At 72.9% G+C, this 25,135-nt stretch carries 30 protein-coding genes and 1 pseudogene; 13 read left to right on the top strand and 18 right to left on the bottom strand.

All coding sequences use genetic code 11. From position 1 onward, the window contains the following. Positions 1–56 precede the first annotated feature (56 nt). Positions 57–722 carry a TetR/AcrR family transcriptional regulator gene (locus AW270_RS09240; RefSeq protein WP_061292824.1) on the top strand — a complete coding sequence of 222 codons (666 nt, stop codon included), beginning with the start codon at positions 57–59 and terminating at the stop codon, positions 720–722. Here AW270_RS09240 and AW270_RS09235 read toward each other — a convergent pair. The 3 genes from AW270_RS09235 to AW270_RS09225 all read right to left on the bottom strand — a co-directional run bounded on the left by AW270_RS09235 (position 712) and on the right by AW270_RS09225 (position 3,206). After that, complete coding sequence (locus tag AW270_RS09235; protein WP_157521782.1) at positions 712–1,692, bottom strand: hypothetical protein; 981 nt, start codon at positions 1,690–1,692, stop codon at positions 712–714. The two genes, AW270_RS09240 and AW270_RS09235, sit on opposite strands and share 11 nt — an antisense overlap. Positions 1,693–1,705: 13 nt before the next feature. After that, entirely contained in the window at positions 1,706–2,374 is a 669-nt protein-coding gene (locus tag AW270_RS09230; RefSeq protein WP_061292819.1) for an SPFH domain-containing protein, read from the bottom strand. A 259-nt stretch (positions 2,375–2,633) separates the two neighbouring features. Continuing rightward, on the bottom strand, positions 2,634–3,206 hold the full coding sequence (locus tag AW270_RS09225; RefSeq protein ID WP_082801423.1) for a TetR/AcrR family transcriptional regulator: 573 nt from the start codon (positions 3,204–3,206) through the stop codon (positions 2,634–2,636). Positions 3,207–3,316: 110 nt separating this feature from the next. Here AW270_RS09225 and AW270_RS09220 point away from each other — a divergent pair, with 110 nt between their 5' ends. After that, on the top strand, positions 3,317–4,228 hold the full coding sequence (locus tag AW270_RS09220; protein ID WP_369408984.1) for a zinc-binding dehydrogenase: 912 nt from the start codon (positions 3,317–3,319) through the stop codon (positions 4,226–4,228). Positions 4,229–4,246: 18 nt separating this feature from the next. Here AW270_RS09220 and AW270_RS09215 read toward each other — a convergent pair whose 3' ends face one another. Continuing rightward, positions 4,247–5,233, bottom strand: coding sequence for a GlxA family transcriptional regulator (locus AW270_RS09215; protein ID WP_061292817.1), 987 nt, complete (start codon positions 5,231–5,233; stop codon positions 4,247–4,249). A 102-nt stretch (positions 5,234–5,335) separates the two neighbouring features. Here AW270_RS09215 and AW270_RS09210 point away from each other — a divergent pair, with 102 nt between their 5' ends. After that, positions 5,336–5,974: an HD domain-containing protein gene (locus tag AW270_RS09210; protein ID WP_061292816.1), complete on the top strand. Its 639-nt coding sequence runs from the start codon at positions 5,336–5,338 to the stop codon at positions 5,972–5,974. Here the strand turns inward: AW270_RS09210 and AW270_RS09205 are convergent. After that, on the bottom strand, positions 5,949–6,812 hold the full coding sequence (locus tag AW270_RS09205; RefSeq protein ID WP_218009135.1) for an alpha/beta fold hydrolase: 864 nt from the start codon (positions 6,810–6,812) through the stop codon (positions 5,949–5,951). The two genes, AW270_RS09210 and AW270_RS09205, sit on opposite strands and share 26 nt — an antisense overlap. A 99-nt stretch (positions 6,813–6,911) precedes the next feature. Beyond that, positions 6,912–7,826 (bottom strand): RNA polymerase sigma factor, encoded by a 915-nt coding sequence (locus AW270_RS09200; protein WP_061292813.1) that lies wholly within the window; start codon positions 7,824–7,826, stop codon positions 6,912–6,914. Positions 7,827–8,074: 248 nt separating this feature from the next. Between AW270_RS09200 and AW270_RS09195 the strand changes: the two genes are divergently transcribed. Further along, on the top strand, positions 8,075–9,016 hold the full coding sequence (locus tag AW270_RS09195; RefSeq protein ID WP_157521781.1) for a hypothetical protein: 942 nt from the start codon (positions 8,075–8,077) through the stop codon (positions 9,014–9,016). On the opposite strand, the gene AW270_RS09190 is transcribed toward AW270_RS09195, so the two are convergent. From AW270_RS09190 to AW270_RS09180, 3 genes are read right to left on the bottom strand one after another with little or no spacing between them, the layout of a single operon-like run. After that, positions 8,976–9,698, bottom strand: a complete 723-nt coding sequence (locus tag AW270_RS09190) for a hypothetical protein (protein ID WP_061292809.1) — start codon at positions 9,696–9,698, stop codon at positions 8,976–8,978. The two genes, AW270_RS09195 and AW270_RS09190, sit on opposite strands and share 41 nt — an antisense overlap. Continuing rightward, positions 9,695–11,170: a DUF1349 domain-containing protein gene (locus tag AW270_RS09185; protein WP_061292807.1), complete on the bottom strand. Its 1,476-nt coding sequence runs from the start codon at positions 11,168–11,170 to the stop codon at positions 9,695–9,697. Before AW270_RS09185 ends, AW270_RS09190 begins: the two co-directional genes overlap by 4 nt. Then, positions 11,167–12,066: an ATP-binding cassette domain-containing protein gene (locus AW270_RS09180; protein ID WP_061292805.1), complete on the bottom strand. Its 900-nt coding sequence runs from the start codon at positions 12,064–12,066 to the stop codon at positions 11,167–11,169. Before AW270_RS09180 ends, AW270_RS09185 begins: the two co-directional genes overlap by 4 nt. A gap of 112 nt (positions 12,067–12,178) precedes the next feature. On the opposite strand from AW270_RS09180, the gene AW270_RS09175 reads away from it, so the two are divergent. Both AW270_RS09175 and AW270_RS09170 read left to right on the top strand, forming a co-directional pair. Beyond that, a complete protein-coding gene (locus AW270_RS09175) occupies positions 12,179–13,216 on the top strand; it encodes a sensor histidine kinase (RefSeq protein WP_218009134.1) in 1,038 nt (345 codons plus the stop codon). Next, positions 13,213–13,862: pseudogene (locus tag AW270_RS09170) on the top strand (response regulator). Before AW270_RS09175 ends, AW270_RS09170 begins: the two are co-directional and overlap by 4 nt. Here the strand turns inward: AW270_RS09170 and AW270_RS09165 are convergent. From AW270_RS09165 to AW270_RS09155, 3 genes are all read right to left on the bottom strand, one after another. Beyond that, a complete protein-coding gene (locus tag AW270_RS09165) occupies positions 13,852–15,285 on the bottom strand; it encodes a multicopper oxidase family protein (RefSeq protein WP_061292801.1) in 1,434 nt (477 codons plus the stop codon). The pseudogene AW270_RS09170 and the gene AW270_RS09165 sit on opposite strands and share 11 nt — an antisense overlap. Then, on the bottom strand, positions 15,282–15,641 hold the full coding sequence (locus tag AW270_RS09160) for a hypothetical protein (protein WP_061292799.1): 360 nt from the start codon (positions 15,639–15,641) through the stop codon (positions 15,282–15,284). The genes AW270_RS09165 and AW270_RS09160 overlap by 4 nt, the downstream gene beginning before the upstream one ends. An 86-nt stretch (positions 15,642–15,727) precedes the next feature. Beyond that, positions 15,728–16,450 (bottom strand): GNAT family N-acetyltransferase, encoded by a 723-nt coding sequence (locus tag AW270_RS09155; RefSeq protein WP_061292798.1) that lies wholly within the window; start codon positions 16,448–16,450, stop codon positions 15,728–15,730. 38 nt (positions 16,451–16,488) lie between these two features. Here AW270_RS09155 and AW270_RS09150 point away from each other — a divergent pair, with 38 nt between their 5' ends. Beyond that, positions 16,489–17,346, top strand: a complete 858-nt coding sequence (locus AW270_RS09150; RefSeq protein ID WP_245674638.1) for a DUF3800 domain-containing protein — start codon at positions 16,489–16,491, stop codon at positions 17,344–17,346. A 57-nt stretch (positions 17,347–17,403) separates the two neighbouring features. Beyond that, a complete protein-coding gene (locus AW270_RS09145; RefSeq protein ID WP_061292795.1) occupies positions 17,404–17,793 on the top strand; it encodes a hypothetical protein in 390 nt (129 codons plus the stop codon). Here the strand turns inward: AW270_RS09145 and AW270_RS09140 are convergent. After that, positions 17,786–18,775, bottom strand: a complete 990-nt coding sequence (locus AW270_RS09140; RefSeq protein WP_061292793.1) for a zinc-dependent alcohol dehydrogenase — start codon at positions 18,773–18,775, stop codon at positions 17,786–17,788. The genes AW270_RS09145 and AW270_RS09140 overlap by 8 nt on opposite strands. 120 nt (positions 18,776–18,895) lie before the next feature. Here AW270_RS09140 and AW270_RS09135 point away from each other — a divergent pair, with 120 nt between their 5' ends. Continuing rightward, on the top strand, positions 18,896–19,450 hold the full coding sequence (locus AW270_RS09135) for an ArsR/SmtB family transcription factor (RefSeq protein WP_245674637.1): 555 nt from the start codon (positions 18,896–18,898) through the stop codon (positions 19,448–19,450). Further along, a complete protein-coding gene (locus AW270_RS09130) occupies positions 19,447–20,709 on the top strand; it encodes an MFS transporter (RefSeq protein WP_061292789.1) in 1,263 nt (420 codons plus the stop codon). Before AW270_RS09135 ends, AW270_RS09130 begins: the two co-directional genes overlap by 4 nt. Before the next feature lie 64 nt (positions 20,710–20,773). Here AW270_RS09130 and AW270_RS09125 read toward each other — a convergent pair whose 3' ends face one another. Together AW270_RS09125 and AW270_RS09120 are read right to left on the bottom strand one after the other, a co-directional pair. Next, positions 20,774–21,481, bottom strand: a complete 708-nt coding sequence (locus AW270_RS09125; protein WP_061292786.1) for a pentapeptide repeat-containing protein — start codon at positions 21,479–21,481, stop codon at positions 20,774–20,776. After that, positions 21,478–22,035: a helix-turn-helix domain-containing protein gene (locus tag AW270_RS09120; protein WP_061292784.1), complete on the bottom strand. Its 558-nt coding sequence runs from the start codon at positions 22,033–22,035 to the stop codon at positions 21,478–21,480. Before AW270_RS09120 ends, AW270_RS09125 begins: the two co-directional genes overlap by 4 nt. A 68-nt stretch (positions 22,036–22,103) precedes the next feature. On the opposite strand from AW270_RS09120, the gene AW270_RS09115 reads away from it, so the two are divergent. Then, on the top strand, positions 22,104–22,748 hold the full coding sequence (locus tag AW270_RS09115) for an AzlC family ABC transporter permease (protein WP_082801420.1): 645 nt from the start codon (positions 22,104–22,106) through the stop codon (positions 22,746–22,748). 77 nt (positions 22,749–22,825) lie between these two features. Then, positions 22,826–23,122, top strand: coding sequence for an AzlD domain-containing protein (locus AW270_RS09110; RefSeq protein ID WP_061292781.1), 297 nt, complete (start codon positions 22,826–22,828; stop codon positions 23,120–23,122). Here AW270_RS09110 and AW270_RS09105 read toward each other — a convergent pair. The 3 genes from AW270_RS09105 to AW270_RS09095 are packed head-to-tail and all read right to left on the bottom strand — an operon-like array spanning position 23,106 to position 24,109. After that, positions 23,106–23,444 carry a DUF4180 domain-containing protein gene (locus AW270_RS09105; protein ID WP_061292779.1) on the bottom strand — a complete coding sequence of 113 codons (339 nt, stop codon included), beginning with the start codon at positions 23,442–23,444 and terminating at the stop codon, positions 23,106–23,108. The genes AW270_RS09110 and AW270_RS09105 overlap by 17 nt on opposite strands. A gap of 2 nt (positions 23,445–23,446) precedes the next feature. After that, entirely contained in the window at positions 23,447–23,857 is a 411-nt protein-coding gene (locus AW270_RS09100) for a helix-turn-helix domain-containing protein (RefSeq protein ID WP_061292777.1), read from the bottom strand. Positions 23,858–23,887: 30 nt separating this feature from the next. Beyond that, entirely contained in the window at positions 23,888–24,109 is a 222-nt protein-coding gene (locus tag AW270_RS09095) for a hypothetical protein (protein ID WP_061292775.1), read from the bottom strand. Positions 24,110–24,193: 84 nt separating this feature from the next. On the opposite strand from AW270_RS09095, the gene AW270_RS09090 reads away from it, so the two are divergent. After that, positions 24,194–24,985, top strand: coding sequence for an arginase family protein (locus AW270_RS09090; protein ID WP_061292772.1), 792 nt, complete (start codon positions 24,194–24,196; stop codon positions 24,983–24,985). Positions 24,986–25,135 lie beyond the last annotated feature (150 nt).

The raw sequence follows: 25,135 nt of genomic DNA, 5'->3' as shown, positions 1-25,135 counted from the left end.
ACCCCCGCATATATGCTGTAAATCAAGTTTATGGAATAAACGGGAAAAGGGAAGTTATGGCTGACCTCGATGCGACCGCCGACCTGCTGTGGCGCGCCAAGCCCGTGAAGGAGGCCCGCCCCCGGCTGTCCGCCGACATGATCGTCGGGGTGGCGGTGTCCATCGCCGACGACGAGGGCCTGGCCGCGCTCTCGATGCAGCGGGTGGCCAAGGAACTGGGCTGCACCTCGATGGCCCTCTACCGCTACGTCACCGGCAAGGACGAACTGGTCACCGCGATGGCCGACACCGCGATGGGCCGGCCGCCCGCGCCGTCCGGCGACGACTGGCGGGCCGAGGTCGAGGGCGTGGTCGAGGCGATGTGGCGGATGTTCCTGGCCCATCCGTGGGTGGCCCGGGTGCCCGCGACCGGCGCGCCGCTCGGGCCCAACGGCCTGGCCTGGTTCGAGGCGCTGCTGGCGCCGCTGTCGCGGACCTCCCTCGACCGGGCCGAGCTGATCCCGATGGCGACCTTCGTCACCAGCGCGGTCCGCGACCTGGCCCGGGTCCAGCACGACACCGACACCGCCGCGGCGGCCGACTACGGCCGGGTGCTGGCCCGGCGCGTCACCCCCTACCGCTTCCCGGTCCTGATGAGCCTGCTCGGCGCGCCCGAGGAGAGCGACGTGACCCCGGTGGTGACCGTCGGCCTGCGCCGCCTGCTCGCCGGGATCACAGGATGACCAGCAGCAGCGCCGCCACGAGCAGCGCGAGCACGACGAGCGGCACGGTCAGCTTGACGGCGCTGTAGGGGCGTCGCCCGCGCACCTCGCCGGTGGCCCCGTCGACGGTGAAGCGCCAGGTCTTGCCTTCGACCAGATAGTCCCCGGTCCAGTACGGCAGCAGGACCAGATCCCCGTCCATCGAGGGATACCGGGTGTCGACCGAGTGCAGTCGCCGCTCGTCGCCGCCGATGTCGGCCCGGCAGGCCGCCCGGACACGCCGCGCCACCGAGGTCTTGGCCTGGTGGAGCGCCTCGTCGGGCGGGACGGTGTAGCGCGGCGTCGCCACGCCCGACAGGTATTCGGCCTGGAACGGCACCGGCTTGCCCGGCAGCGTCACCGGCCGCCGCTGCTCCGTCGCCGGCACCACGACGTCGGCGAACCGCCGGGCGACCGTGCCGCTCGCGCGGCTCCAGCGGGTCCGCCGGACCGACCGGGTCCTGGTCTCCCCGCCGCTCTCGTAGGTCTCGACCTGGTAGTAGTGGTCGCCGCGCCGCCCCGTGTAACGGCTCACCGTCTCCAGGTCGAACACCCACGCCGGGACGAACGTGGCCGTGACAGACGCGGTCTCCGACATCCTCGCCGGTGATCCGGGCGCGAACCACAACGTGGCGGCCCAGTCGTCGAGGGCCTTCAGGGCGCGGGACCGGTCGATCGCGAACGGCACCAGCGCGCCGGGCCGCACCTCGCCGCCGAGCTCCCGCACGATCGGCGTCGCGCAGGCCGGGCACCGCGAGGACAGCAGGGAGGGCGTGGACGCGGTCGCGCACCGGGGACAGACCACCCGCTGCTCCTCGGCGGGGGTCACGGGCAGGTGCCCGCGCAGCGTCTCCACCGGCCGCCGCACCGCCGGCCCGGTCGTGAGGAGAGGCTGGAAATCCTGGCAGTACGGGCAGCGCATCCCGTCTGCCCCCGGGACGTACTCGGTCACGCCGCCACACAGATCACACAACATAAGGCCTCGTCAGCCCCCCGATGTCGATGTCGAAGACCTCCAGCCCCGCCTCGGCGAGGTCCCGGCTGACGGCGGCGGCCACCTCGTCGGGCAGCGCCGCGTCGTTGAGCGCGTCGAGCACCGGCCGCGTCGCCGACCAGGCCGCGAGCGTGCTCGTCAGCCGCCGCAGCAGCGGCCCCCTGATCGCCTCGGCCACCTGCTCGGCCTCGACGAGCGGCTGCCCGGCGACGATCTGGTTGAGGAAGCTCGTCGGGTCGGCGACGCGGAAGGAGAAACTCCCGTGGGCGGCGACCATGACCGGTCCCACGTCGGGGTCGCGCAGCGCGACGGGCCGCCGGGTGCCCCATCTCAGGCCGGTGAACCTGCGGGTGCTGACGAAGTGGACCTCGGCCTTGTCGGGGGAGCGGAAGCCGTACCGGAAACCGAGCAGTCTGCTCTTCACCGGCACGTTGGCGGTCTGGAGGGTCTGGGTCCCGGCGTGACACTCCCGGATGATCTGACCGCCCCGCACGAACAGGGCGACCTGCCACTCCCGGACGATCAGCTTGGTCCCGTTCTTGAGCTCGTCGAACGGCCGGTGGTACCGCCAGGCGACGACCCCCGGCCGCCCGCCGTTCCATTCGACGATGTCGATCAGTTCCCCGCGTATCAGGCCCATGTCGCTCCCGCTCCCGTGGACTCACACCCCAGTGGGAACAGAGAACCGTCCGGATCCGGACGGCAGGGCTAACCTCCGGGATAGACACCCCAACCGGCATGCGAGGGGATACGGCGACGGCGCGTCGCGGACGGCCAGGGGAGACGCGCCGAAGGCCCAGCTCAGCCGCCACGGGCTCGCGAGTCCCGAGAGCCCGAAGTCATTCTCACTGTGAGATAACGGCCTGCTCCAATGAACACCTTCCGGCCGGGCCCGCCGGTCAGGTGACGCCCTCGGCCCCCAAGAGCGCGAGCGCCATCTCCTGGACCGACCGGGTGAAGCGCCGCGGATCGCCCGGCGGGGTGAGGTGCCGGATCAGCGCGCCGTCGAAGAGCGCCAGGATGCCGTGCGCGAGGAACCCGGCGTCCAGGTCGGGCCGCGCCTCGGCCAGGAGGCCGCACAGGTGGCCGTGCCAGAACAGGTAGCTCGGGTCGGTGTACTTGTCGTCGGCGCAGGCCTGCCCATGCGCCGACAGCAGCACCGCGTTGCCTTCGGCGATCGCGCCCAGCCCGTCGAGGAAGGCCAGCATCCGCTCACGCACCGGCCCGCCCGGCCCCAGCGGCGGCGCGCCGTCGCGCACCGCCTCCCTGAGCTCGGACGACCGCTCCTCCAGCAACGCCCGCAGCAGCCCGGCCCGGCTGCCGAACCGCCGGAAGACGGTCCCCTTGCCGACCCCGGCGAGCGCGGCGACCCGATCGAGGGACACGTGGTCGCCCCCGCCCTCGGCGAGGAGCCGCTCGGTGGCGCGCAGCACCGCGACCCGGTTCCGGGCCGCGTCGGCGCGTTCGCTCATCCGCTCGCTCCCCGTTGATTCGGACCACTGGTCCGGATATCGTAGCGTCCGCGCCATCCGGACCGATGGTCCGTTTTTCTGCCCGTACGCGACCTCACGGAGCCCTCCCGATGACCATGCGCGCCCTCGTCGTCGACCCCGACGCCCCCGGTTCCCTCCGGCTGGGCACCGCCCCCGTCCCCCGCCCGGCCCCGGACCAGCTGGTCGTGGAGGTGCGGCATATCTCCCTCAACCGGGGCGAGGTGGCCTTCGCCCACCGGCTCCCCGCCGGGACCGTCCACGGCTACGACGCGGCCGGGGTCGTCGTCCGCCCCGCCGCCGACGGCACCGGCCCGGCAGCCGGCACCCCCGTCGCCGCCTTCGGCCCCGGCGCGTGGGCGGAGCACCTGGCCGTGACCACGGACGCGGTCGCCGCCGTCCCGGAGGGGGTGGCGCTGTCCGACGCCGCCGCCCTCCCGATGGCCGGCCTGACGGCGCTGCGCACGCTCCGCTCCCGCCCGATCCTCGGCCGCCGCGTCCTGATCACCGGCGCGTCCGGCGGCGTCGGCCGCTACGCCGTGCAGCTGGCCGCCCTGGGGGGTGCCCACGTCATCGCGTCCGTCGGCTCCCCCGCCCGCGCGACGGGCCTGACCGCGCTCGGCGCCCACGAGGTCGTCGTCGGCCTGGAGGGGATCGACCAGCCGGTCGACCTCGTCCTCGACACGGTCGGAGGGCCTCAGCTGACGGCGGCGTGGGCGCTGCTCGCGCCCGGGGGCGACGTGCAGGCCATCGGCTGGGCCTCGGGCGAACCGGCGGTCCTCGCGCCGAACTCCCTGTTCTCCCTGGGCCGGGCCAAGACCATCACCAGCTTCGGCGACGTGGCCGACCCCGGCCCCGACCTGTCCACCCTGCTCGGCCACGTGGCGGCGGGGCGGCTGTCCCCGGAGATCGGCTGGCAGGGCCCGTGGGACCGGATCGCCGAGGCCGCCGGGGCTCTGCTGGGCAGGCGGGTGGCGGGCAAAGCCGTCCTGAAGGTGACCTGACCCACCACCGGCCGGAGGTCATCCGTCCTGGTGCGCCTCCTCCTCGGCTGCGGAGGTCGTTCCGGTGGTGGCGAACCGCCGGCAGTACGCGGTGGGGGTGACGCCCAGGTGCCGGTCGAAGACGCGGCGGAGGGTCTCGTCGCTGCCGAATCCGCTGTCGCGGGCCGCCGCGGTGACGCTGTGCCCGTCGAGGAGGAGCCGCTGGGCGTGTTCGAGCCGGACCCGCTCGACCCAGCGTGCGGGGGTGGCGCCCAGTTCGGTGTGGAACAGGCGGGTCAGGTGCCGGGTGCTGACGGCCGCCGTCCCGGCCATGGCGGGCAGCGTGTGGTCGGCGGCCGGGTCGGCCAGCACGGAGTCGATCAAAGTCCGCAGGAGCTCGTTGCGCGCGGGCGGAGTGGTGGCGGCGGTGAACTGCGACTGACCGCCCGGCCGCCGCATGAAGACGACTAGTTCCCGGGCGACGCGGCGGGCGGTCTCGGCTCCGTGGTCGTCCTCGACGAGGGCCAGCGTCAGGTCGATGCCCGCGCTGATGCCCGCCGAGGTGATGTAGCGGCCGTCCCGGATGTGGATCGCGTCCGGCTCGACGCGCACCCGGGGATGACGGCGGGCGAGGGTGGCGGCGTGCCGCCAGTGCGTGGTGGCCCGGCGTCCGTCGAGCAGGCCGAGCCCGGCCAGGACGAAAGCGCCGGTGCACACCGAGGCGACCCGCGTCGCGCCGGCGGCCACGGCGCGGGCCGTCGCCAGCAGATCGGCTTCCACGGGCCGCGCGGCCAGGCGGTCGCCGCCGGCGACGAGCACCGTGTCGACCGGGCCGGCGTCGCCGGGCGTCACGACCCCGCTCAGCGGCATGCCGGTCGACGTGGTGACCTGTCCGCCGGACGCGGAGATCAGGACGAGGTCGTAGGGGTGACCGTCCCGGCTCGCCTGGTGCAGGACCTCGGCGGGGCCGCTGACGTCCAGCATCGTCACGCCGTCGAACACCACGAAGCCCACCCGATGGCTCATGTCCGAATCTGTGGTTCGTCCGTCACAAAAGACATGGCCCCCACTCTACGCCTCTCGTGATCCTGGAACTCAGGCCACCTGGACGAGGAAGCGGAGCACATCATGAGCAAGGCGATCGCAGGCGTGCGGATCCCCGACAGCCCCCTGGCGCGAGAGGCGACCGAGCTGGTCGAGGAGGTGGCCTCACCCCTGCTGTTCGACCACTCCCGGCGCGTGTTCCTGTGGGGGTCACTGCGCGGGCGTGATCAAGGGCTTCACTTCGACCCTGAGCTGCTGTACGTGGCCGCGATGTTCCACGATCTCGGGCTGACCGCCCGGTTCGGCACCACCGGGCAGCGGTTCGAGATCGACGGCGCCGACCAGGCGCGCCGTTTCCTGCACCGCCACGGGGTCAGCGGCCCGGAGGCCGACGTGGTGTGGACGGCCATCGCCCTGCACACCACGCCGGAGATCCCGCTGCACATGGCCCCCGAGATCGCCCTGGTCACCCGGGGGGTGGAGCTCGACGTGCTGGGCATCGGCTACCACGCGGTCACCGAGGAGACCCGCGAGGCGGTGGTGGCCGCCCATCCCCGCCCCGACTTCAAGAACCGGATCCTGGCCGCGTTCACCGAGGGGATCGAGAAGCGCCCCGAGACGACGTTCGGCAACGTCAAGGCGGACGTCCTGGCGCACTTCGTGCCCGGCTTCGTCCGGAGCGACTTCGTCGAGGTGATCAGGAATTCCCCCTGGCCCGAATAGGGACGAACTCCGCGACCACCCGGGTGAACTCCTCAGGCTGTTCGAGATGGCCCATGTGACCGCTCTCCTCCAGCACGGCCAGCCGGGAGCCGGGGATGAGCTCGTGGGCGAGGCGGGCCCAGCGCGTACCGCCGAAGAAGTCGTGCACACCGGAGACGATCAGCGTGGGGACCGCGAGCGAGCGGAGCTCCTCGCGCACGTCGAACGGCGCGGGCTCCTCGCCGCGCATCGGGTCGATCCACGCGGTGAGGGCCGCGCGCATCGGGTCGAGGTCCCGCTCGTGAGTCCAGTAGTCGGCGAAGTACGCGGGCAGGATCTCGCGCAGTGACGTCGTGTACGCCTCGTCGTCCTGCGCGGACAGAGCCCGCTGGAACGCCGCGGGGATCTCACCGGCCTCGGGGCGGTGCGGGAGACGCTGCGGGAAGGCGGCGATGCGGGCCATCGCGTCGCCCCAGAACTCCTCCCCGGTGACGGGCGAGGTGGAGTAGAGGATCGCCCCGGCGACGCGGCCGGGGTGGTCGAGGGCGTAGCGCTGGACGACGAAACCGCCGTGCGAGTGGCCGAGCAGGAAGACGGCGGGCTCGCCCAGGTGCTCGACGACGCCGTGGAGGAACCGGGCGTAGGTGCCGATCCGGTAGTCGCGGGGGTCGTCCAGGCGGCCGGAGGAGCCGGTGCCGATCGGTTCGAGGTAGACCATGGTCAGGTGCTCCTCCAGGGCCGGCAGCCGCAGGTACTCCCAGGCGATGCCGGGGCCGCCCGAATGCACCACGCAGACGGGGCCGCTGCCCGCGACGTGGAAGACCTGGCGCACGCCGTCGATGGTGATCTCGTGGGTCATCGTCATCCCTTACGTTCCGTGCCGGGCCCCGGAGCGGGGCCCGGCTGACGTGAACGGGATGCGGCGGCAGGGGATGAAGTTCGGCCGGTTCCGTGTGGCTTACGTCACGCGCGGGTGGAACAGCCGCAGCCGCCGGACCCGCCCCTCGCGGAAGTGGTGCAGCCACACCAGGCTGGGCGGGCAGTGCCCGGGGTCGCCGGGCGGGCTGATCAGGTCGGCCCGCCAGATGCTCAGGCCGGGACCGGCCACCACCTCGACCAGTCGCTGCCGGACCCCCGCCGCCAGGTCGGCCTCCATGCCTCGGACGGCGAAGGCCCGGCCGTCGTCGGCCCGTTCCCCGCCCGGCCCGACGAACTCGACGTCGGGCCGCCAGTGGTCCCGCACCACGTCGGCGAACGCGCCGCGCCGGGCCGCCGCCAGCATCTCCTCGGCCTCCCGGCGGCGGGCCCTGGTCAGCGCGGCGGCGTCGTCGTGGGCCGCGTCGGCCGTGTCCACCAGGGCCGCCGCCAGCTTCGCCCTGGCCTGGCTCAACCGGCTGCGGACGGTCCCGACGGGCACCTCGCACAGCGCGGCGATCTGGTCGTAGGAGGAGACGTCGCTGAAGTAGCGCAGCAGGGCGGCCAGCCTGACCGGTTCGGAGAGGTCCGCCATGGCGCGCCAGACCCAGTCGCGCAGGGCCCGGCGCTCCAGCAGCTCCTCCGGGGTCGGGTCGCGCGAGGGAAGCTCGCCGTCCGGGAGCGGCACGGCGCTCGCCGTCCGCAGCCGGGCCCGGCACGCGTTGCGCGTGATCGCCCTCAGCCACGGGCCCGCGGCGTCCGGGTCGCGCAGCTCGTCGATCTTCCGCACGGCGACGAGCATGGCGTCCTGCACCGCGTCCTCGGCGTCGGGCCCGTGCCCCAGGACGCCCAGCGCGACCGCGTGCATGCCAGCCCGGTGCCGGGAGAGCAGCAGCCCGAGACCGGTCACGTCCCCCGCCACGGCGGCCCGCACCAGCTCCGCGTCCGAAAGTGACACCTTGCCCCCCTTTCAGGCCTCTGACCTGGGCAAGCCTAGGGCCGCGGTGCCCTCACACGTCGAGCAGGGCGGTGAGCATCGAGAGATACGGCGCCACCCGAGCCGTCGCGAAGAACGGCGGTCACGATCCGGACCGGACCGGAGTCGTCATCGGCCCATCCTGACCCGCCGTTCGTGCGGAGAATGAACGTGGGCGGAATCGTCACCCTCCCCATTCGCGTGAACGGCAGACCTCAGCGGAGTGATCAGTGCGTGCAGCGCTCGCCATCATCGCCTTGGCTGTGACTCTCCTGGCCGGCTGGTCCCTCGTCGCCTTCCCCATAGGGGAGGGCGACGAACTGGGCGGGCCGAACGGCCGGCTCGGCGTGGAGTTGTCCAACGACGGCACGGTCTTCCTGGGTGTCCGCGACATCGATCTGCGCGCACGTCAGGCGACCATCAGCGCGGACCTGCAGCTCCGGTTGCCGGAGGTGGACGGAGAAGCTCTGGGAACGATGAGAGTCAGGTCAGGCGCGACGGGGGTGGCCACGGCGGGCACCACCACCGAAACGATCTCCACGCAGATCCGTCTGAGCGACATGTACGCCACCTTCGCGCCGCTCCCGGATTTCAAGGTGCCGCTGACAGGTTCCATGACCGCATATCCGCACGACCGCTACTCCGCAAGATTCCAGATCGAGATCACCGTCCCCGACAGCGTGGAACTCCCACCGCTGGCCGACGGCACCGAGCGGAGTTCTCCGAAGACGCTCATGCTCTACATCTCCACCATCCAGCTCAACAACAATCTGAGTGACTGGACCCTCCCGCGCTTACGCGACAGCGCCTTCGGTTACTACGTGGACACCGGCGGCGAGGTCGCAGGCACCCGGCCCGGCAGCAACGCGATCCACCGGCTGCGCCTGGACACCGCCGTCCAGATCGACCTGACCCGACGTCCCAACGCACTCGTGTTCGTGTACGCCATCCTGGCGACCCCCATCCTGCTCATCCTCGCCCTCGCGTTCGGCCGTCAGAGCAGGAACACCAGCTCCCTGGAGCTGGCGGCCGCTCTGCTGGCGGTCATCTCGCTGCGTCAGGTCCTGGTCCCGTCCGACATCTCCGCATTCACCATCCTGGACAAGCTGCTGGGGATCGAGATCGCGTTCATCACCGCCGTGACCCTCTACGCCTACGCACGCGAACGCTGATCGCCGACTCGCCTCCGCCCATCCGCGACCGCCCGACCGCCAGCGCCCCCGCCGCCCACAGGGCGAGCACGCCCAGCCCGGCCCACGGGCCGATGGGCGGCAGCCCTCCCTGGACGGCCAGCCCCGCTTCCATCGGCGAGACCCAGGCGAGCCGCTCCTGCCAGGCGGGGTCCCGGATCATCCGGATGACCAGCGGGAACCCGTACAGGATCCCGAGCGCGACCCCCATCGCGACGGCCGGGTCCCGGACGGCGGCGGCCACGCCCAGCGCGAACAGCGACACCAGCACCAGGTAGCCGATCGACCCGAAGAAGGCCGTCGGCGTGACGCCCGGCCCGACGAGAGCCGACAGGGTGATCGCGACCAGCGCCCCGGCCAGGGTGACGCCCCCGGCGAGCAGCGCCTTCGCGGCCAGCAGCCGCCCCCGGGCCGGGACGGCGAGGAAGCTGACGGCGATCATGCCGGTCGCGTACTCCCCCGCCATCACCCCGACCGCCAGCGCCACGGCGGCGAGCTGCCCGGCCTGCACGCCCGCGAGCGAGACCCGCGACGGCAGGACGTCGCAGCACGGGACGAGAGCCGTCGCCGCCGCCCCGGTGCCCACGGTCAGGGCCACGAGGAGGAGGACGAGCCACGGCAGACCGGGCAGGGTCCGGAACTTCGTCCACTCGGCCCGGATCACGCGTCCCTCCGGCGCAGCAGCACGATCGCCGCCGCCAGCGCGACCGCCGCGTAGGCGCACATCACCGCGAACCCGCCCAGCGGCGGCAGCGGGTAGTAGCCGAGAGCGGGGATGTAGTAGTCCTCCACCTGCGGATACGCCGGGATGCTCTGCTGGATCGCGAACCCGGCCGCCGGGGTGACCCGCAGCAGCCATTCGGCCGCCGACGACGGGATGACCGAGGCCGTGGCGAGGATCTGCGGCAGCAGGACCAGCACGATCGCGGTGATGACCGCCGCCGCGCTCCGCCGGAAGATCGCGCCCAGCGCCAGGGCCAGCACGGCGGTCACGGCCAGCAGCGCCGCCGTGCCGACGATCACCCGGACCTCGGTGAGCGCGGTGACCGGCGCGATGTCGTTGTTCCGGTCGCGCATGAGCCGGATCCCGACCGGGACCGCGACCGCCGCGGCGACGAGGCCGCCCGCGAACGTCACCGTGCCGACCACGGCGGCCTTGGCCAGGAGCACCCCGCTCCGCCCGGGGCTGGCCGCCAGCGTCGCGCCGATCAGGCCGCGCCGGTATTCGGCCGTCACGTACAGCACCCCGACCACGATGACGGCGATCAGGCCGATGGACGCGCCGGTCAGCGTCCGTTCGAGGACCGCGCCGCCCTCCATGCCCGCCGGCCCGACGTCGCCCGACCCGGTGAGCTGGACGGTGCTCCCCCACTGCCGGGCCGACCCGACGGACAGCGGCGGCGCGCCGGTCTCACCGCCGACGTCGTCGTGCGCCCACGTCCCGGACGCCCCCTCGACGGCCACGTCCTCGAATTTCCCGGTGACGTTGGTGAGGCGGCACGCCCCGATGGTGCCGCCGAGCGTGCCCTGGGAGAGGGTGACGTCGCAGGGTGAGGCCGCGAACAGCCCGATGAGGGCGGGCCCGGGGAAGGGCTTCTCGACGATCACGTCCCACGATCTGCCGTCCGGTGACGACTCGCCCTTGAGGGTGCCGCCGGTCCGGGTCAGCCGCAGCCACCGATCGCCGCCGGCCGCGAGGTCGCCGACGAAGTCGTCCTGGACGCGGGTGCCGTGCTCGCCGGTGACCATGACGGCCGTGTAGGCGGAGCCCTGGCGCAGGTCCCGCTTGACCATGAGGCCGACCTTCGCCCAGGGCACCACGCCCGCGACGATCTCGTCGTGATCGGGCGGCGGATAGGTGATGACGCCGCTCAGCCCGGCGACCCTGACCGTGATCGAGCCGTCGCCGGGAAGGGCCTGGTGGTAGTAGGAGAACCGGTCGTTGACGGCCTGCCCGCCGGGCCCGATCGGGGTCACCGGGCAGACGTCCCCCTGGGGCCCGTCGCACGACCGGACCGTCCCGGCCGCGCCCAGCAGCCCCACGCCCACGGTGAGCAGCACGGCGGCGATCGACCCGGCGACCCAGCCGCGTACCGTGCGGAACTTGGTCCATTCGGACCTCAGCAGCGGGATCACCGGAACTCCACGCTCTCTCGGGTCAGCTCCATGTAGGCCTCCTCCAACGTCGCCCGATGGGCGCTGACCTCGGCGAACGGCACCGCGGCGGCGGTCAGCGCCGCCACCGTCTCCGCGCCGGACAGCCCCGCCACGGTCACCGCGTCGCCGCCGGTCACGGTCACGGTCGCGCCCGCACGGGCCAGCGCCTCCATGGCCTCCTCGCGCGCGGTCGTGCGCAGGGTGACCCTGCCGTCCGAGGCGGCCGCGATCAGGTCGTCGACCGCGCGGTCGGCGACGACCCGGCCGCGGCCGGCCACGATCAGGTGCCCGGCGACATCTTGGAGTTCGCTCATCAGGTGGCTCGACACGAGCACCGCCCGGCCGCCGGCCGCGAGTGAGCGCAGCAGGCCGCGGATCCACGCGATCCCCTCCGGGTCGAGCCCGTTGAACGGCTCGTCGAACAGCAGCACCGGCGGGTCGCCCAGCAGCGCCGCCGCGAGGCCGAGCCGCTGCCGCATCCCGAGGGAGTAGCCGCCCGCCCGGCGGCGCGCGGCCGTGGCGAGGCCGACCTGGCCGAGGACCTCGTCGACCCGGCGCGCGCCGAGCCCCTGCGACTGGGCCAGCCAGAGCAGGTGGTTGCGGGCGGTCCGGCTCGGCTGCAGCGCCGACGCGTCGAGCAGGGCGCCGACGTGGGTCAACGGCCTCTTCATGCTCGTGTACGCCACCCCGCCCACCAGCGCCGATCCCTCGTCGGGCCGGTCGAGGCCGACGACGATCCGCATCGTGGTCGACTTGCCCGCCCCGTTGGGGCCGACGAACCCGGTGACGACGCCCGGCCGCACGGTGAAGGTCATGTCGTCGAGCGCCTGTGTGGGGCCGAAGCGTTTGCGCAGCCCCGTGACGGTCACATCCATGCTCCGGAACCCTAGGGTCGCGCCCTCGGCCCCCGCGTCGCGCGGCGGAGCGGTCTTCGGGTAGCTCGTACGAGGGATGTCCGCCCACCCCATAACGGGCAGAATGACCTGCGTGAACGGGCGTGCCGTCGCAGGTGTCCTGGTGGTGGTGGCCTTCGGGCTGGGGGTGTCCCAGTCGATGGTCCTGGCGTTGGTGGGCCTGGCGACGACCCTGCCGCTGGTGCTGCTGTGGCCGCAGCGGACGGCCGCCGCCGTGCTGGTCACGGCGGCGACGGTGCTGTCGGTGACGGCGTTCCGGGACCCCGCGTACGCCGGCCTGGCCGCCACCATGATCGCGCTGTTCCGCCTGGGCGAGACCTCCGAGAGGGCGGCGCTGGCCTGCTCGGCCGCGGGTCTGGCGCTGATCGTCCAGGCGCCCGTGCTGGCCCTCGCGCCGTCGGCCGCGATGGCCGGGATCACCTGGCAGGCCAGGAGGAAGGCCCGGGTCAGCGAGGCGGCGCGGGACGTGATCGAGGAGAGCCTGCTGCGCCGCAGCGCGGCCGGCGAACGGGCCAGGATCGCGCGCGAGCTGCACGACGTGGTGGCCCACCACATCTCGATGGTGGCCGTCCAGGCCGAGACGGCCCGCCTGGCGACCCCCGGGCTGCCGCCCGCCGGGGCCGACCGGCTGCGCGCGATCGGCGACGCCGCGCGGAGCGCGCTGACCGAGATGCGCCGCCTGCTCGGCGTGCTCCGCGAGGACACCGGGCAGCCCGAACGCGCCCCCCAGCCGGGCCTGCGCGAGCTGAACGCCCTGGTGGACACGGCCCGCGCGGCCTCCGGCGGGGCGACCCGGCTGATCCTGCGCGGCACGCCGATCGCTCTGGACCCGGTGGCGGAACTGGCGGCGTACCGGATCGTCCAGGAGGCGCTGACCAACGCCCGGCGGCACGCGCCGGGCGCGGCGGTCGACGTGGAGTTCGCCTACGGGGCGGGTGCGCTGCGGGTGGTGGTGCGGGACAACGGGCCAGCCGTCGACGACCCGGTCGAGGGGCTGGGCCTGGCGGGCATGCGGGAGCGCGCCTGCGCGGTGGGCGGGACGCTGCGGACAGGAGCGGTGAGAGGCGGCGGGTTCATGGTCGAGGCGACCCTCCCCGGGAGGACGGCGTGATCAGGATCGTCATCGCCGACGACCATCCCGTCGTCCGGTCGGCGTTCGCCGACCTGCTGGCCACCCAGCCCGACCTCGCCGTCGTCGGCACCGCCTCCGACGGCGCGGAGGCGGTGCGGGTCTGCGCCGCGACCGCGCCGGACCTCGTGCTGATGGACGTCCGGATGCCCGTCATGGACGGCATCGAGGCCACCCGGCGGCTGTCGGCGAGCGCCCGGGTGCTCATCCTCACCACCTTCGACCTCGACGAGTACGTCTACGACGCCCTGCGCGCGGAGCCGGCGGCTTCCTGCTCAAGGACGTCACCGCCGAGCGGCTCTTCGACGCCGTCAGGGTGGTGGCCGCCGGGGAGGCGCTGCTCGCGCCCACCGTCACCCGGCGGCTCATCGGCGAGTTCGCCCAGCTCCGGGCCAGAGTGTCGCCCAGGGTGTCGATCGAGGGGCTGACGCCCCGCGAGACGCAGGTGCTCCGGCTCATCGCCGAGGGGCTGTCGAACCCGGAGATCGCCCAGCGGCTGACCGTCACCGAGGAGACGGTGAAGACCCACGTCAGCCGGGTGCTCGGCAAGCTGGGCCTGCGCGACCGGACGCAGGCCGTGGTCGCCGCCTACGAGTCGGGGCTGGTGGTGCCCCGGTTCAGGGGATGACGTCGAAGGTCGCCATCATGGCCATGTCCTCGTGTTCGAGGTTGTGGCAGTGGAAGACGTACCGGCCCGGATGGCCGTCGAACTTGGCGATCACCTCCATCGTCTGGGCCTCCCGGAGTTCGACCGTGTCCTTCCAGGCCGGGTCGGGGACGCCGTCGGCCATCACCTGGAAGTGCGCCAGGTGCAGGTGGATCGGGTGGCTGACGTCGCTGGTGAAGCGCCAGATCTCCGTCGCGCCGAGCTTCACCGTGGCGTCGACCCGGTTGGCGTCGTAAGGCTTGCCGTTGATCAGCCAGCCGGTGCCGCCGTGCAGGCTGCCGCTGGAGAACTCGAAGTCGCGGGTCACCGTGGCCGAGGCGGGGTCGATCCGGTCCACCCGGGACAGCGCCGACGGGATCGACGAGTCGTCGGGGGCGTCGCGGTCGACGTCGAAGCGCATGACGGGGCCGTCGCCGGCCAGGTCGCGCAGCTCGACCCGGTCACCGATCCGGTGGGCGGCGAAGTCGACGATGAGATCGGCCCGCTCGCCGGGCGAGAGCCGGACGGAGTCCAGGGTCCTCGGAGCCGGGAGCAGGCCGCCGTCACTGCCGATCTGGACGATCGGGCCACCGGTCGACAGCTCGTAGGGACGCGCGTTCGACGCGTTGACGACGCGCAGCCGATGACGGGCGCGGGCGACCCGGAGAACCGGCCACGGCGCGCCGTTGACCAGCGTGACGTCCCCCAGCACGCCGCCCATGTACGCCTCTTTGGCCCCGGGCTTCCCCGGCCGGCCGGGGTAGGGCATCGTGCCGTCGGCGGCGAACGACCGGTCGCAGATCACCAGCGGGATCTCGCGCTCGCCCTTCGGGAGCGGCAGCGCGTCCTCCTCGTCGTCGCGGACCAGGAACAGACCGGCCAGACCCCGCCAGACCTGCGGCCCGGTGTAGTCCATGCGGTGGTCGTGATACCAGAGCGTGGCGGCCCGCTGCGTCATCGGATAGTCGTATTCGCGGGTAGCCCCCGGTGGTACGAGATCCAGCGGGTGCCCGTCGGAGGCCGCCGGGGTGTGGCCGCCGTGCAGGTGCAGGACGGTCGGCACGCCCAGGCCGTTGGTCAGCCGCACCACGGTCCGGCGTCCCCGCCGGGCCTCGACGACCGGGCCGGGGAACACGCCGTCGTACCCCCAGATGGGCGTGCGCAGCCCGGGGATGATGCTTGCGACCGCCTGACGTGCGGTGATGTCGTAATAGTCGGCGTCGCCGCGCCGGGTGGGCCGGGCGAACGGCCGGAGGGGCAGCGGCACGGCGAACGGCCGCGGCAGGGGGGCGGTGCTGCGCAGGACCTGCGGCACCGGGGTGCCCGCCAGCAGCGAACACCCCGTGACGAGGGCGAACCCGCCCAGGCCGACGACGGCCAGGGCCTCTCGCCGGGTGAGCCTCATGCCGGGGCGTGCTGCCGGGCCGGGTAGAGGGTGCTCAGCACGTGCACCACCCCACCGAACATGATCATGCCGATGGGCACGTGCAGCGCCTTGAAGTGCGCGAACCCCAGATACATCTGCACGAAGACCAGGAGCAGGACCATCACCCCCGGGACGATCTGCTTCCGCTCCCTCGTCATGATCGCGACGACGAGCGAGCCGATCGCCGCCAGCAGCACCAGGATCGCGGTGGCCCGGTGGATGCCCCGCCCGCCCGGCGACGCCAGCAGCAGGCCCGCCGTGATGCCCTGGATGAGCAGGGCGGCGGCGAGGATCAGTGCCATGACGCGCCGCGCGCCCAGATAAGCCGTGTTCATCGGTGGTCTCCCCACGTGAGAAGTCAACGCCGCCAAGCGTCGCCGCCACGTGGGCCGGGCGCGTCGTGCGCGGGTGGGCGGCCCGGCTACATCCCGGGGAGTACGCGGTAGTGGTAGCCGTGCGACACCGTGAACCCGGCGCGGGCGTAGAGGGCGCGGGCGGGCGGGTTGTCCTCCTCGACCTGGAGGTAGAGCCGCCGCGCGCCCTGGCCGCCGGCCCAGGCCGCCCCGGCGGCCAGGACGGCCGAGGCGATCCCGGCGCGGCGGTGGCGCGGGTGCGTGACCATGCAGAAGACACCGGCGTAGCCGCCGTCGACGGCGAAGACGCCCATCCCGGCGGTCTCACCGCCGACGGTGGCGGCGAAGAGGGCGACCGGTTCGGGGATCCGGAGGATGACCTCAAGCGTGGCGGCCCGGTCGTCGAGCGCGGCGAAGACCTCCGGCCAGCGGGCCCGGTCGCCGACCCGCTCGGCCGCTCCCTCGTCGTCGAAGCCCGAGGCCGGGGCGGTGAGGATCAGCGTCGGGGCGTCGCGGTGGTAGCCCCGGGCCGCCAGTTCCGCGTCGAGCTCCGTGTAGGTGTCTGACGGGCTGACCTGCACGGTGACGGCCCGGCCGAGGGCGCGGTAGTAGCTCTCCACCGCCTCGATCGACGGGCTGGAGCCGTGGAGGGGCAGCGCGGAGTTGATCCGGCGGCGGGGCACCGAAGGGGTGTGTCGGAGCAGCCAGCCGTCGCGCTCCTCGGTGTGGGCGGCCGGCCACGCGCGGGCGGCGCTGCGTTCGAGCGTCCACCACTCGGGCTGCTGATCCATGACGGCACCATACAAGCCGGTCATGTCTAATGACCTTTATGGAGATCGGGTGTGACGAATCGGGAGCGGAGGGCGAGAAGCTCATCGGCGGGGTGACCGACGTGTTCGCCCACGCGAGCATCGCGCTCACCCTCGACGAGGCCGCGGCCTGCATGGACGAGGTCCGCCACCGCGCCCCCTCCCCCATCACCGAGTACAAGTCGTTCGTCATCCGGCGGGCCAAGCACCGGCTGGCCCTCCAGTGGCTGCTCGGCCCGACCGGCCCCCTCCAGGGCCACGCGCGCGTCCACCTGACCGACAAGACCCTCTACATGACCCGCCGCATCACCGGCCTGGTCGGCGAGGACGGCGACCGCCTCTACCGGCTGGCCCCCGACGCGTTCGGGGCCCGGTGGCGCGACCTGCTGGAGGGCTTCAACGACCTCATGCGCCCCCACTCCGACCGCTCGATCGCCGAGGTGTTCGCGCTGGTCGACGACCTGGCCCTGACCCACGGCGAGGCCGGTGACGTGATGCGCCGCCTGGCCAAGGCCCGGCCCCAGGTCGAGGACCTGCGGACCCGCCTGGCCGCGAACCCCACGACGGCCGCGCCGCTCGACCCGCTGCTGCCGGCGATCGTGCGCGCGGTCGAGTTCTGGGGCGGCGGGCGGCCGGTGACGATCGTGCACGACCGGCAGACGACCCTGACCGAGGAGCGCGTCGGCCTGCTGCGCCGGGCCTGCCCGCTGGACGGGCTGCGCCTCGTCGAGTCCCACCTCGACGCCCGGATCCAGGTCGCCGACCTGCTGGCGGGCATCGTCCGCGGCATCGCCGCCAACGACCTGCACGGTCAGGGCGACCCGCTGATGACGGGCCTGCTCGCCCCTTACGTCGACGATCATTCCGTCTGGATTTGAGAAAGCCCCGGCGGCGTCGGGCCGGGCGGCCGGCGCGCCGTCCCTACTGTCGGCGGCATGAGACGACTGGCCCTCGCGATCCTGCCGCTCGCCGTGTTCGCCGCGATGTCCCCGGCCTCGGCCGACGCCCGGCCGTCACCCGACCGGCAGACAGCGTACTACCTGGTCAAAGCGGGCAAGCTCAACTTCTTCCAGCAGCTCGCCCTGTCCGGCCGGGCCACCATGATCGAACCGTCGCTGCCGCGCATCCTCGACGAGTACAAGTCGATCAGGATCGACGGCGTCGACCTGAAGACCTACCTGCGCAACGTCGACCCCAAGTCACCGGCCGACCCGGCGCTCGACCCGCTGCTGGCCAACCCCGACTACCGCGCCGGGCTGGCCGAGGTCCGCGCGCTGCCCACCTACCCGAAGCTGCTGCGCCTGCTGAAGAGGCACGTCAACTGACGGGATCGATGTGGATCTTGGGTGGCCGGCCGGGGTCCCGCTTCCCGGCCAGCGCCCCGGCCACGTCGTCGAGCCCGATGGTCGCGCCGACCAGCGGCGTGGGGTCGACGGCGCCGGAGGCGTACCGCTCGATGGCCCCCGCGAGACCCCCTGACGCGCTGAGCACCCCGGTGACCTTCAGGTCCTTCAGCGCGATCACCCGCGTGTCGACCAGGCTGGGCTCCCCCGCCAGGCCGATGTAGACCACCCGCCCGCCGGGCTCGACGGTCTCGGCGGCGAGGGCGGGGAGCGCGGCGGCGTTGGAGGCGTCGATGACGGCGTCGAACGGCAGGTCGGGCACTCCGGTGTGGCAGGTGAAGCCGAGGGATTCGGCGAACCCGGTCGACAGGCCGAGCAGGTGGACCTCCGCGCCCTCGGCGACCGCGAACATGGCGGCCAGCAGGCCGATCGTCCCCGGGCCGAGGATCAGCACCCGCTCCCCCGGTCCCGCCCCGGCGGCCCGGACGGCGCGCAGCGCGTTCCCGCCGGGTTCGACCATCGCGCCCGCCACCGGCCCGACGCTGTCGGGCAGGGCGTGCAGCGCGAAGACGGGGACGGGCAGGAACTCGGCCAGCGCGCCCGGGTAGCCGTACCGGATCCCGATCTCGAACCTGTCGGCGCACAGGTGCTGCCTGCCGCTCCGGCACCGGGCGCACTTCTGGCAGCCGAGCATGGTGTCGCCGGTCACCCGCCGTCCGAGCCACTCCTTCGGGACGCCCGCGCCGAGCGCGGTCACCACGCCGCACCACTCGTGCCCGATCCGCAGCGGATAGCGCGCCTGCCCGTCGTGCAGGTAGGCCATGTCCCCGGTGAAGAACTCCGCGTCGGTCCCGCAGACGCCCGCGCGCTCCACCCGCACGATCACGTCCCCGGGCTCGGGCACGGGCGGTTCGACATCCCGGACCTCGCCTTGGAACGGCCCTGTGATCACGAACGCGCGCATACCACCATCATGCTGGACATCTCAGACATCACCTATGGGGTGTTTTCGGGCAGACCGAACCGCAAAGAGTTCTTTGCAAAGGTCTTTGCAAAGAACTCTTTGCGTTTTATGGTGGTCCTCATGAACGAGTCCGTCTTCCTCGACGCCAAGGGCCTGCGGGCGCTGGCCCACCCGGTCCGGGTCCAGCTCCTCGGCCTGCTGCGGCTCTACGGCCCCCACACCGCGACCGGCCTCGCCGAGCGCCTCGCGCTCACGTCCGGCGCGACCAGCTACCACCTGCGCCAGCTCGCGGCGGCCGGGTTCGTCGACGAGGACGTCGACCGGGGCAACGGCCGCGAACGCTGGTGGCGGTCGGTCCACCGGGGCACCGAGTTCAACGACCGCGACCTCGCCGAGCAGGAGCCCGAGGCGGCGCTGATCTACCTCCAGTCGATCGCCGGTTCCCAGGCCCAGCGCGCCCAGCGCACCGTGGCCGCCTCCCAGACGATGCCCCGCGAGTGGCGCGACGTCTTCGACCTGAGCGACTGGTCGCTGCAGCTCACTCCCGAGGAGGCCCACGGCCTCGTCGAGGAGCTGCACGCCGTCGTCCGCCGCTACCGCCACGAGGGCACGCCCGCCCCCGACGACGCCGAGCGCGTGGTGGTCGTCATCCACGCCCTGCCGGAGCCGTCATGACCCGCTCGTGGCGCCCGGTCGCGGGCCTGTTCGCGGCCTCCCTCGTCGCCCTCACCGGCACCCGCGTCTCGTCGATCGCCATCCCGTGGTTCGTGCTGGTCACCACCGGCAGCGTCACCCAGACCGGGCTGGTCGCGTTCTGCGAGATGGCTCCGTACGTGCTGGTCAAGGCCCTCTCCGGCCCCGTCGTCGACCGGGTCGGGCCGCGCCGGATGTCCTGGCAGGCCGACGCGGTGAGCGCGGCGGCGGCGACGATGATCCCGATCCTGCACGTCTCGGGGTCACTGTCGTTCCCGCTGCTGCTGGTCCTGGTCGCGGTCATCGGCGGGGTGCGCGGCCCCGGCGACCTGGCCAAGGAGATCATGGTCCCCGAGGCGGCCGAGCGCGGCCGGATCCCCCTGGAGAGGGCGGCCGGCCTGGCGGGCGTCGCCGAACGCCTGGCCTCCACGGTCGGCCCCGCCGTCGCGGGCGTGCTGGTGGCCCTGACGGGCCCGATGATCGGCCTGGTCGTCAACGCCGTCTGCTTCGCCCTCGGCTCGGTGATCGTCGCCACCGTCCTGCCGAAGGACATGGGCCACCGTCCGGCCGAGACCGGGCCGAAGTCCGGCTACTGGCGCAGCTTCGGCGAGGGCTTCGCGTTCCTGAAGAACGAACGCCTCATGCTGACCATCACGGTCATGGTCGGGATCACCAACCTGCTCGACGCGGCCTTCGCCTCCCTGCTGCTCCCGGTGTGGGCCAAGGAGAGCGGCGGCGGCCCCGCCGCCATCGGCCTGGCCTCCAGCGCCATGGGCATCGCCGCGGTCGCGGGCGCCCTGATCGCCGCCGTGGTCGCCCACCGCCTGCCGCGCCGCCTGGTCTTCTTCCTGGGCTTCCTGGTCATCGGCGCGCCGAGGTTCCTGATCCTGGCCGTCGACGTGCCGTTGTGGGCCGTCATCACGGTCTTCGCGATCGGCGGCTTCGGCGGCGGCTTCCTCAACCCGATCATCGGCGCGATCTACTTCGAGCGCATCCCGAAGGCGATGCTGGGCCGGGTCAACTCCCTCAGTGACGCCGTGGCCTGGGCGGGCATCCCCCTCGGCGGCCTCCTGGCGGGCGCGGCGGTGGCCGCGACCGGCCTGGTCCCGGTGCTGGTGTTCTGCGGCGCGGCCTACTTCCTCACCACCACCCTCACGGGCCTGCGCCCGGAGTGGCGCGAGATGGGGTCACGGCCCGTGGTCGAACCGGACCGCGCCGGTCAGGAACAGCGCACGCCGTAGATCAGCAGGCCCAGGCGGCCGATTCCGGGAGGGACCGGCTCGCCCGGCCGTCCTCGCGACCTGGCTACGTCCAGTGGCCGGGCCGATCGAGGTCGAGGCGGGTCGTCCGGTCACCCCGGGCGGCGGCGACCTGGGGGCGGGTCAGGAACAGCGCGCCGCGCAGGTCCGCGCCCCGGACGTCGGCCCCCCGCAGGTCGGCCCCGAGCAGGTCGGCCGTGCGCAGGTCCGCGCCGCGCAGGTCGGCCCCGATGAGGAGCCGCCCGCGCAGGCTGACGTTGCGCAGGTCCTGGCCGCGCAGTTTCGCCCCGGCCAGGTCACGGCGCATCTCCCGGGACCGGCCGCGCACCCGCTCGCTGATCTCCCCCAGCCGCGCCCCGACCCGGCCGCGCAGCTCGCCGATCTGGAGGGGGTCGATGACCGGGGACGCCGCCAGCGCCTCGGTCTCCTTGAGCAGGTCGGCGGTGTGGCCGTGCCGAGAGGCCTCCTCCAGGTACCAGAGCAGCTCGTGCAGCTGCCGGATCAGCGGGAACAGCGCGACGTCGAGCCGCGCCCTGGTCACCCGTTGCCCCGCGCCGAAGCAGTCGAAGGTCACGCAGCCCTGGTAGCCGCTCTCGCGCAGGCGGTCGTGGATGCGGCAGCGGAAGTCACCGGTCAGATTGGCGCAGGGCTTCCCTGCCGGTTTGTCGACGGCGAAGTCGGCCGATCTCGTGAACGGCAGCTCCACGCAGCACAGGCCGGCGCAGGAGGCGCAGTCGGAGTGCAGCTCGGTCACACGTGCTCCATGACGATCACGGCGGTGGTCCGGGGTTCCAGGGCGCGGAAGACGTGGGGCACGTCGCCAGGGTAGGTGATGTAGTCACCGGGCCCGAGCTCCACCGGCCCCTCGGTCGGCCCGACCAGGGCCCGCCCGAGCCCCATGATCACGTGCTCCAGCGTGCCCGGGTTGTGCGGGTCGGAGGTGCGCGCCTCGCCCGGCTCGGCGTCGATGCGGAACAGGTCGCGCCGCGCCCCGGGCGGGCAGGAGGCCAGCAGCGTCGCCGCGTAGTCGGCCCGCTCCGAGTGGGTGACCGGCCCCTCCCCCGCGCGGATCACCCGCACATGCGGCCGGGGCGGATCGATCAGCCGGCTGATCGGCACCCCCAGCGCGACGGCGAGCGCCCACAGCGTCTCCACGCTGGGGTTCCCGCCTCCCGCTTCGAGCTGCGACAACGTCGACTTGGCGATCCCGGCCCGTTTGGCGAGCTCGGTCAGCGACAGGCCGACCCGGTCGCGTTCCCGACGGATCGAGGCGGCGATGAGCGTGATCAACGCGGCGGAGGTGTCCAAGCCGTTCGCTCCACAAGTCCGATTGTTCGCCTTGACGAACGATGTCCGTAGTGTTCATTCTATTGGCCATGCGTTCGATATCGCGAACAGCGCTGCGGGACATCGCCCTGGTCTGCGTGGCCGACGCCATCGTAGGGGCGTCTTTCGGCGCGATCGCCGTCTCCGGGGGCTTCGACCCATGGGTGCCGGTGGTGATGTCCTTGATCGTGTTCGCCGGCGGCGCCCAGTTCGCCGCGATCGGCATCCTGATGGGCGGCGGCGGAGCCGTCGCGGCGGTCGCGACCGGCCTGATCCTCAACGCCCGCCTGCTCCCCTTCGGCTTCGCCGTCGCCGACGTGGTCGGGAACCGCCTGCCGGGAGTGCACCTCATCACCGACGAGACCGTGGCCTTCGCCCTGAAGGGCGCGGGCCCCCGCGAACGCCACGACTACTTCTGGACCAGCGGCCTGGCCCTGTTCGCGGCGTGGAACGCCTCGGTCGTGGCCGGCGCGCTGGCGGGCGCCGCGATCGGCGACGTCGGGGCCCTGGGCCTCGACGCCGCCTTCCCCGCCGTCCTGGTGGCGCTGATCATGCCCGCCCTGGCCGACCGCGGCGTGCGCGTCCCGGTCCTGACCGGCGGCGTGATCGCCCTGGCCGCCTCGACGGTCCTGCCGGCCGGGCTGCCGGTGCTGCTGTCCCTCCTCGGCCTGCTGGCCCGGCCGAAGGAAGCCTGAGCCGCCGCGCGACCGATCGTGATCATGGACGATCCCCCGCCACCCCCACATGCCACCCCGACCGAAAGGGACCCGAGATGGACATGCCGATCGCCGCGATCGTGGCGCTCGCCGCCGGAACGCTCGCGTTCCGGCTGGCGGGCCCTCTCCTCCGTGGTCGGGTACGACTTCCGCCCCGCCTGGAGGCCCTGCTGTCCACGGCGGCCCTCGTGCTGCTGTTCGCCCTGGTCGTCACGTCGTCGTCCGGCGGCTGGGCGCGGCCCGCCGGGGTGGTCGTGGCGGGGGCGCTGGCCCTGCGGCGGGCGCCGTTCCCGGTGATCGTCATCGGGGCGGCGGCCACCACCGCGCTGCTGCGGCTCATCGGCGTGCCGTGACTCGGGCGTCGAACTCCTCCGTCGTCGGCAGGAACCACGTCTGGTCGCCCCGGTTGCACTCCCGGACCAGGTCACGGAAGGCGTCACTGGCCGCGACGTGCCGGGAGACGTCCCCGATGACGGCCAGGCGCAAGCCGTACTGGACGAACTTCTGCAGGACCGCGCCCGCGAGCCCGGTCCGCAGGGAGAAGAACGCGTCGGACAGCCGCTCGGCCGGGACGACCACCCAGGTCACCCCCTGCCCGAAGGTGGCCCCGATGACGTCGAGCGCGTCGGCCTCGGTGGCGATCGGCGGGCCGTCGGCGGGAAGCGTGAAGTGCATGATCACTCCTGGGTGAGGCTGTCGACGATGGTGAGCAGCGCGGCGGCGTCGGCCGCGCCCCCGATGACGATGATCTTCAAGGAGGCCCTGACCTCGTCGTAGATGGCCTCGACGCGCAGCTTCCCCTCCCCGCCGGAGTTGGCCGCCGCGATCAGCGCGTTGGTCAGCCGATCGGTCCGCTCCCGGCTGATCGCGTCGACCTGGACGACCGCCGACACCTCCACCCCCCGCTGCCGCCGCACCGCCTCGGGCACGACCGGCTGGCCGGTGAAGGCCTCCAGATCCTCACGGGTGATGCGATATTGCTTGCCGATGCGGACGGCCTTCAGCTTCCCGTCACGCACGTAGTTGCGGACGGTCTTGACGTGAAGACCCAGAAGATTGGCGACCTGTTCGACGGAATAGGGCTGCATGTTCCCTATTATAGGGAACAATAGGGAAGGTTAGCGCCGAAACGAGAACGCGACCAGCACGACCCCCACGAAGGCGAGCGACAGGTTCGCGAAGACCTCCCGCCCCTCGAAGACCTCCAGCCGCTCGAAGATCCAGCGGTTGGGCGCGTTCAGCAGCACGCCCATCACGGGCTGCGCGGCCAGATGATCGACGGTGCCGCTGACCCCCATCGCGAACAGCAGCAGACCGAGAAGCCGGGGACCTTTTCGCATGCGCCCGACGCTAGACGCGGCGACGGTCACCCCGCCTCGGCCGAAGGTCGCCGGACGGCCCGACTTTCGGGTAGGACTGCGGGAATGACCACGGTCCTGTGCGTACCGCAGTGGCAGGGCTCAGCCCACGCGCGAGCCCCCCGCCTGACGGAAGGCGCCCACCGCGCATCCGCCCTGATCACAGCCGACACGGTGGTGACGGTGCCGACCCCCGGGACGACCCCGAAGTCCGGCGGCATCCGCGCCCGGGACACGTTGATCGAGGTCCAGCGCCGGACCTTCGAGGCCCTGGAGGGCGTCGACGACCGGATCATCACCGTCGGCGGCGACTGCGCCGTGGACATCCCGTCGATCGCCACCGCCCACGACCGCTACGGCGACGCGCTGACGGTGCTGTGGATCGACGCGCACCCCGACGTCTACAGCCCGTCGACCCTTCCGTCGGGGGCGTTCCACGGGATGGTCGTCCGGGCGCTGCTGGGCGACGACGAGCTGGCCGGGCTGACCCCGGACCGGCCGCTGAAACCGAGCCAGGTGATCATCGCCGGCGAACGGGCGGGCGCGGACTCGGAACACGCCTACCTGCGGGAACAGGGCATCCGCCGGTACGGCGTCCCCGACCTGCACCGGGCCTTCGAGGGACTGACGGGGCCGGTCTACGTCCACGTGGACCTCGACGTGCTGGATCCGGAGGTGTTCGGTTCGACGTGCTACCCGGAACCCGGCGGGGTGCACCCCGACCGACTCGCCGACCTGATCGCCGGCCTTGACGGCGTGATCGGCGCAGCCCTCACCGAACACGCGCCCCTCAACCAGATCCCCCACGAAGACAACGTGATCCGAACCGTGTCCGAGGCTCTGAACAGCGCATTCTGACCAGAATGGTCCGACCAGAGCGTCCCCACCAGACCATCCCGAACAGACCGTCTCGATCAAACGTCTTGACCCGCGCGATCCGACCGACGTGTCCCGCCCCTCCCGACCGGCGCGTTCTGAGCAGCGCGCCCCGACCAGACCGTCCCGACC

Source organism: Herbidospora cretacea (assembly GCF_001570605.1).
Lineage (GTDB): Bacteria > Actinomycetota > Actinomycetes > Streptosporangiales > Streptosporangiaceae > Herbidospora > Herbidospora cretacea.
The sequence above is the reverse complement of the archived record's forward strand: the minus strand, read 5'-3'. Positions and strand labels throughout refer to the sequence as shown.

Coding starts and splice junctions, on each gene's coding strand:
- AW270_RS09240 (WP_061292824.1), top strand. CDS start 57: ATGGCTGACCTCGATGCGACCGCCGACCTGCTGTGGCGCGCCAAGCCC.
- AW270_RS09230 (WP_061292819.1), bottom strand. CDS start 2,374: ATGGGCCTGATACGCGGGGAACTGATCGACATCGTCGAATGGAACGGC.
- AW270_RS09225 (WP_082801423.1), bottom strand. CDS start 3,206: ATGAGCGAACGCGCCGACGCGGCCCGGAACCGGGTCGCGGTGCTGCGC.
- AW270_RS09220 (WP_369408984.1), top strand. CDS start 3,317: ATGACCATGCGCGCCCTCGTCGTCGACCCCGACGCCCCCGGTTCCCTC.
- AW270_RS09215 (WP_061292817.1), bottom strand. CDS start 5,233: ATGAGCCATCGGGTGGGCTTCGTGGTGTTCGACGGCGTGACGATGCTG.
- AW270_RS09210 (WP_061292816.1), top strand. CDS start 5,336: ATGAGCAAGGCGATCGCAGGCGTGCGGATCCCCGACAGCCCCCTGGCG.
- AW270_RS09205 (WP_218009135.1), bottom strand. CDS start 6,812: ATGACCCACGAGATCACCATCGACGGCGTGCGCCAGGTCTTCCACGTC.
- AW270_RS09180 (WP_061292805.1), bottom strand. CDS start 12,066: ATGGATGTGACCGTCACGGGGCTGCGCAAACGCTTCGGCCCCACACAG.
- AW270_RS09165 (WP_061292801.1), bottom strand. CDS start 15,285: ATGAGGCTCACCCGGCGAGAGGCCCTGGCCGTCGTCGGCCTGGGCGGG.
- AW270_RS09160 (WP_061292799.1), bottom strand. CDS start 15,641: ATGAACACGGCTTATCTGGGCGCGCGGCGCGTCATGGCACTGATCCTC.
- AW270_RS09155 (WP_061292798.1), bottom strand. CDS start 16,450: ATGGATCAGCAGCCCGAGTGGTGGACGCTCGAACGCAGCGCCGCCCGC.
- AW270_RS09150 (WP_245674638.1), top strand. CDS start 16,489: ATGGAGATCGGGTGTGACGAATCGGGAGCGGAGGGCGAGAAGCTCATC.
- AW270_RS09145 (WP_061292795.1), top strand. CDS start 17,404: ATGAGACGACTGGCCCTCGCGATCCTGCCGCTCGCCGTGTTCGCCGCG.
- AW270_RS09140 (WP_061292793.1), bottom strand. CDS start 18,775: ATGCGCGCGTTCGTGATCACAGGGCCGTTCCAAGGCGAGGTCCGGGAT.
- AW270_RS09135 (WP_245674637.1), top strand. CDS start 18,896: ATGAACGAGTCCGTCTTCCTCGACGCCAAGGGCCTGCGGGCGCTGGCC.
- AW270_RS09130 (WP_061292789.1), top strand. CDS start 19,447: ATGACCCGCTCGTGGCGCCCGGTCGCGGGCCTGTTCGCGGCCTCCCTC.
- AW270_RS09115 (WP_082801420.1), top strand. CDS start 22,104: ATGCGTTCGATATCGCGAACAGCGCTGCGGGACATCGCCCTGGTCTGC.
- AW270_RS09110 (WP_061292781.1), top strand. CDS start 22,826: ATGGACATGCCGATCGCCGCGATCGTGGCGCTCGCCGCCGGAACGCTC.
- AW270_RS09105 (WP_061292779.1), bottom strand. CDS start 23,444: ATGCACTTCACGCTTCCCGCCGACGGCCCGCCGATCGCCACCGAGGCC.
- AW270_RS09100 (WP_061292777.1), bottom strand. CDS start 23,857: ATGCAGCCCTATTCCGTCGAACAGGTCGCCAATCTTCTGGGTCTTCAC.
- AW270_RS09095 (WP_061292775.1), bottom strand. CDS start 24,109: ATGCGAAAAGGTCCCCGGCTTCTCGGTCTGCTGCTGTTCGCGATGGGG.
- AW270_RS09090 (WP_061292772.1), top strand. CDS start 24,194: ATGACCACGGTCCTGTGCGTACCGCAGTGGCAGGGCTCAGCCCACGCG.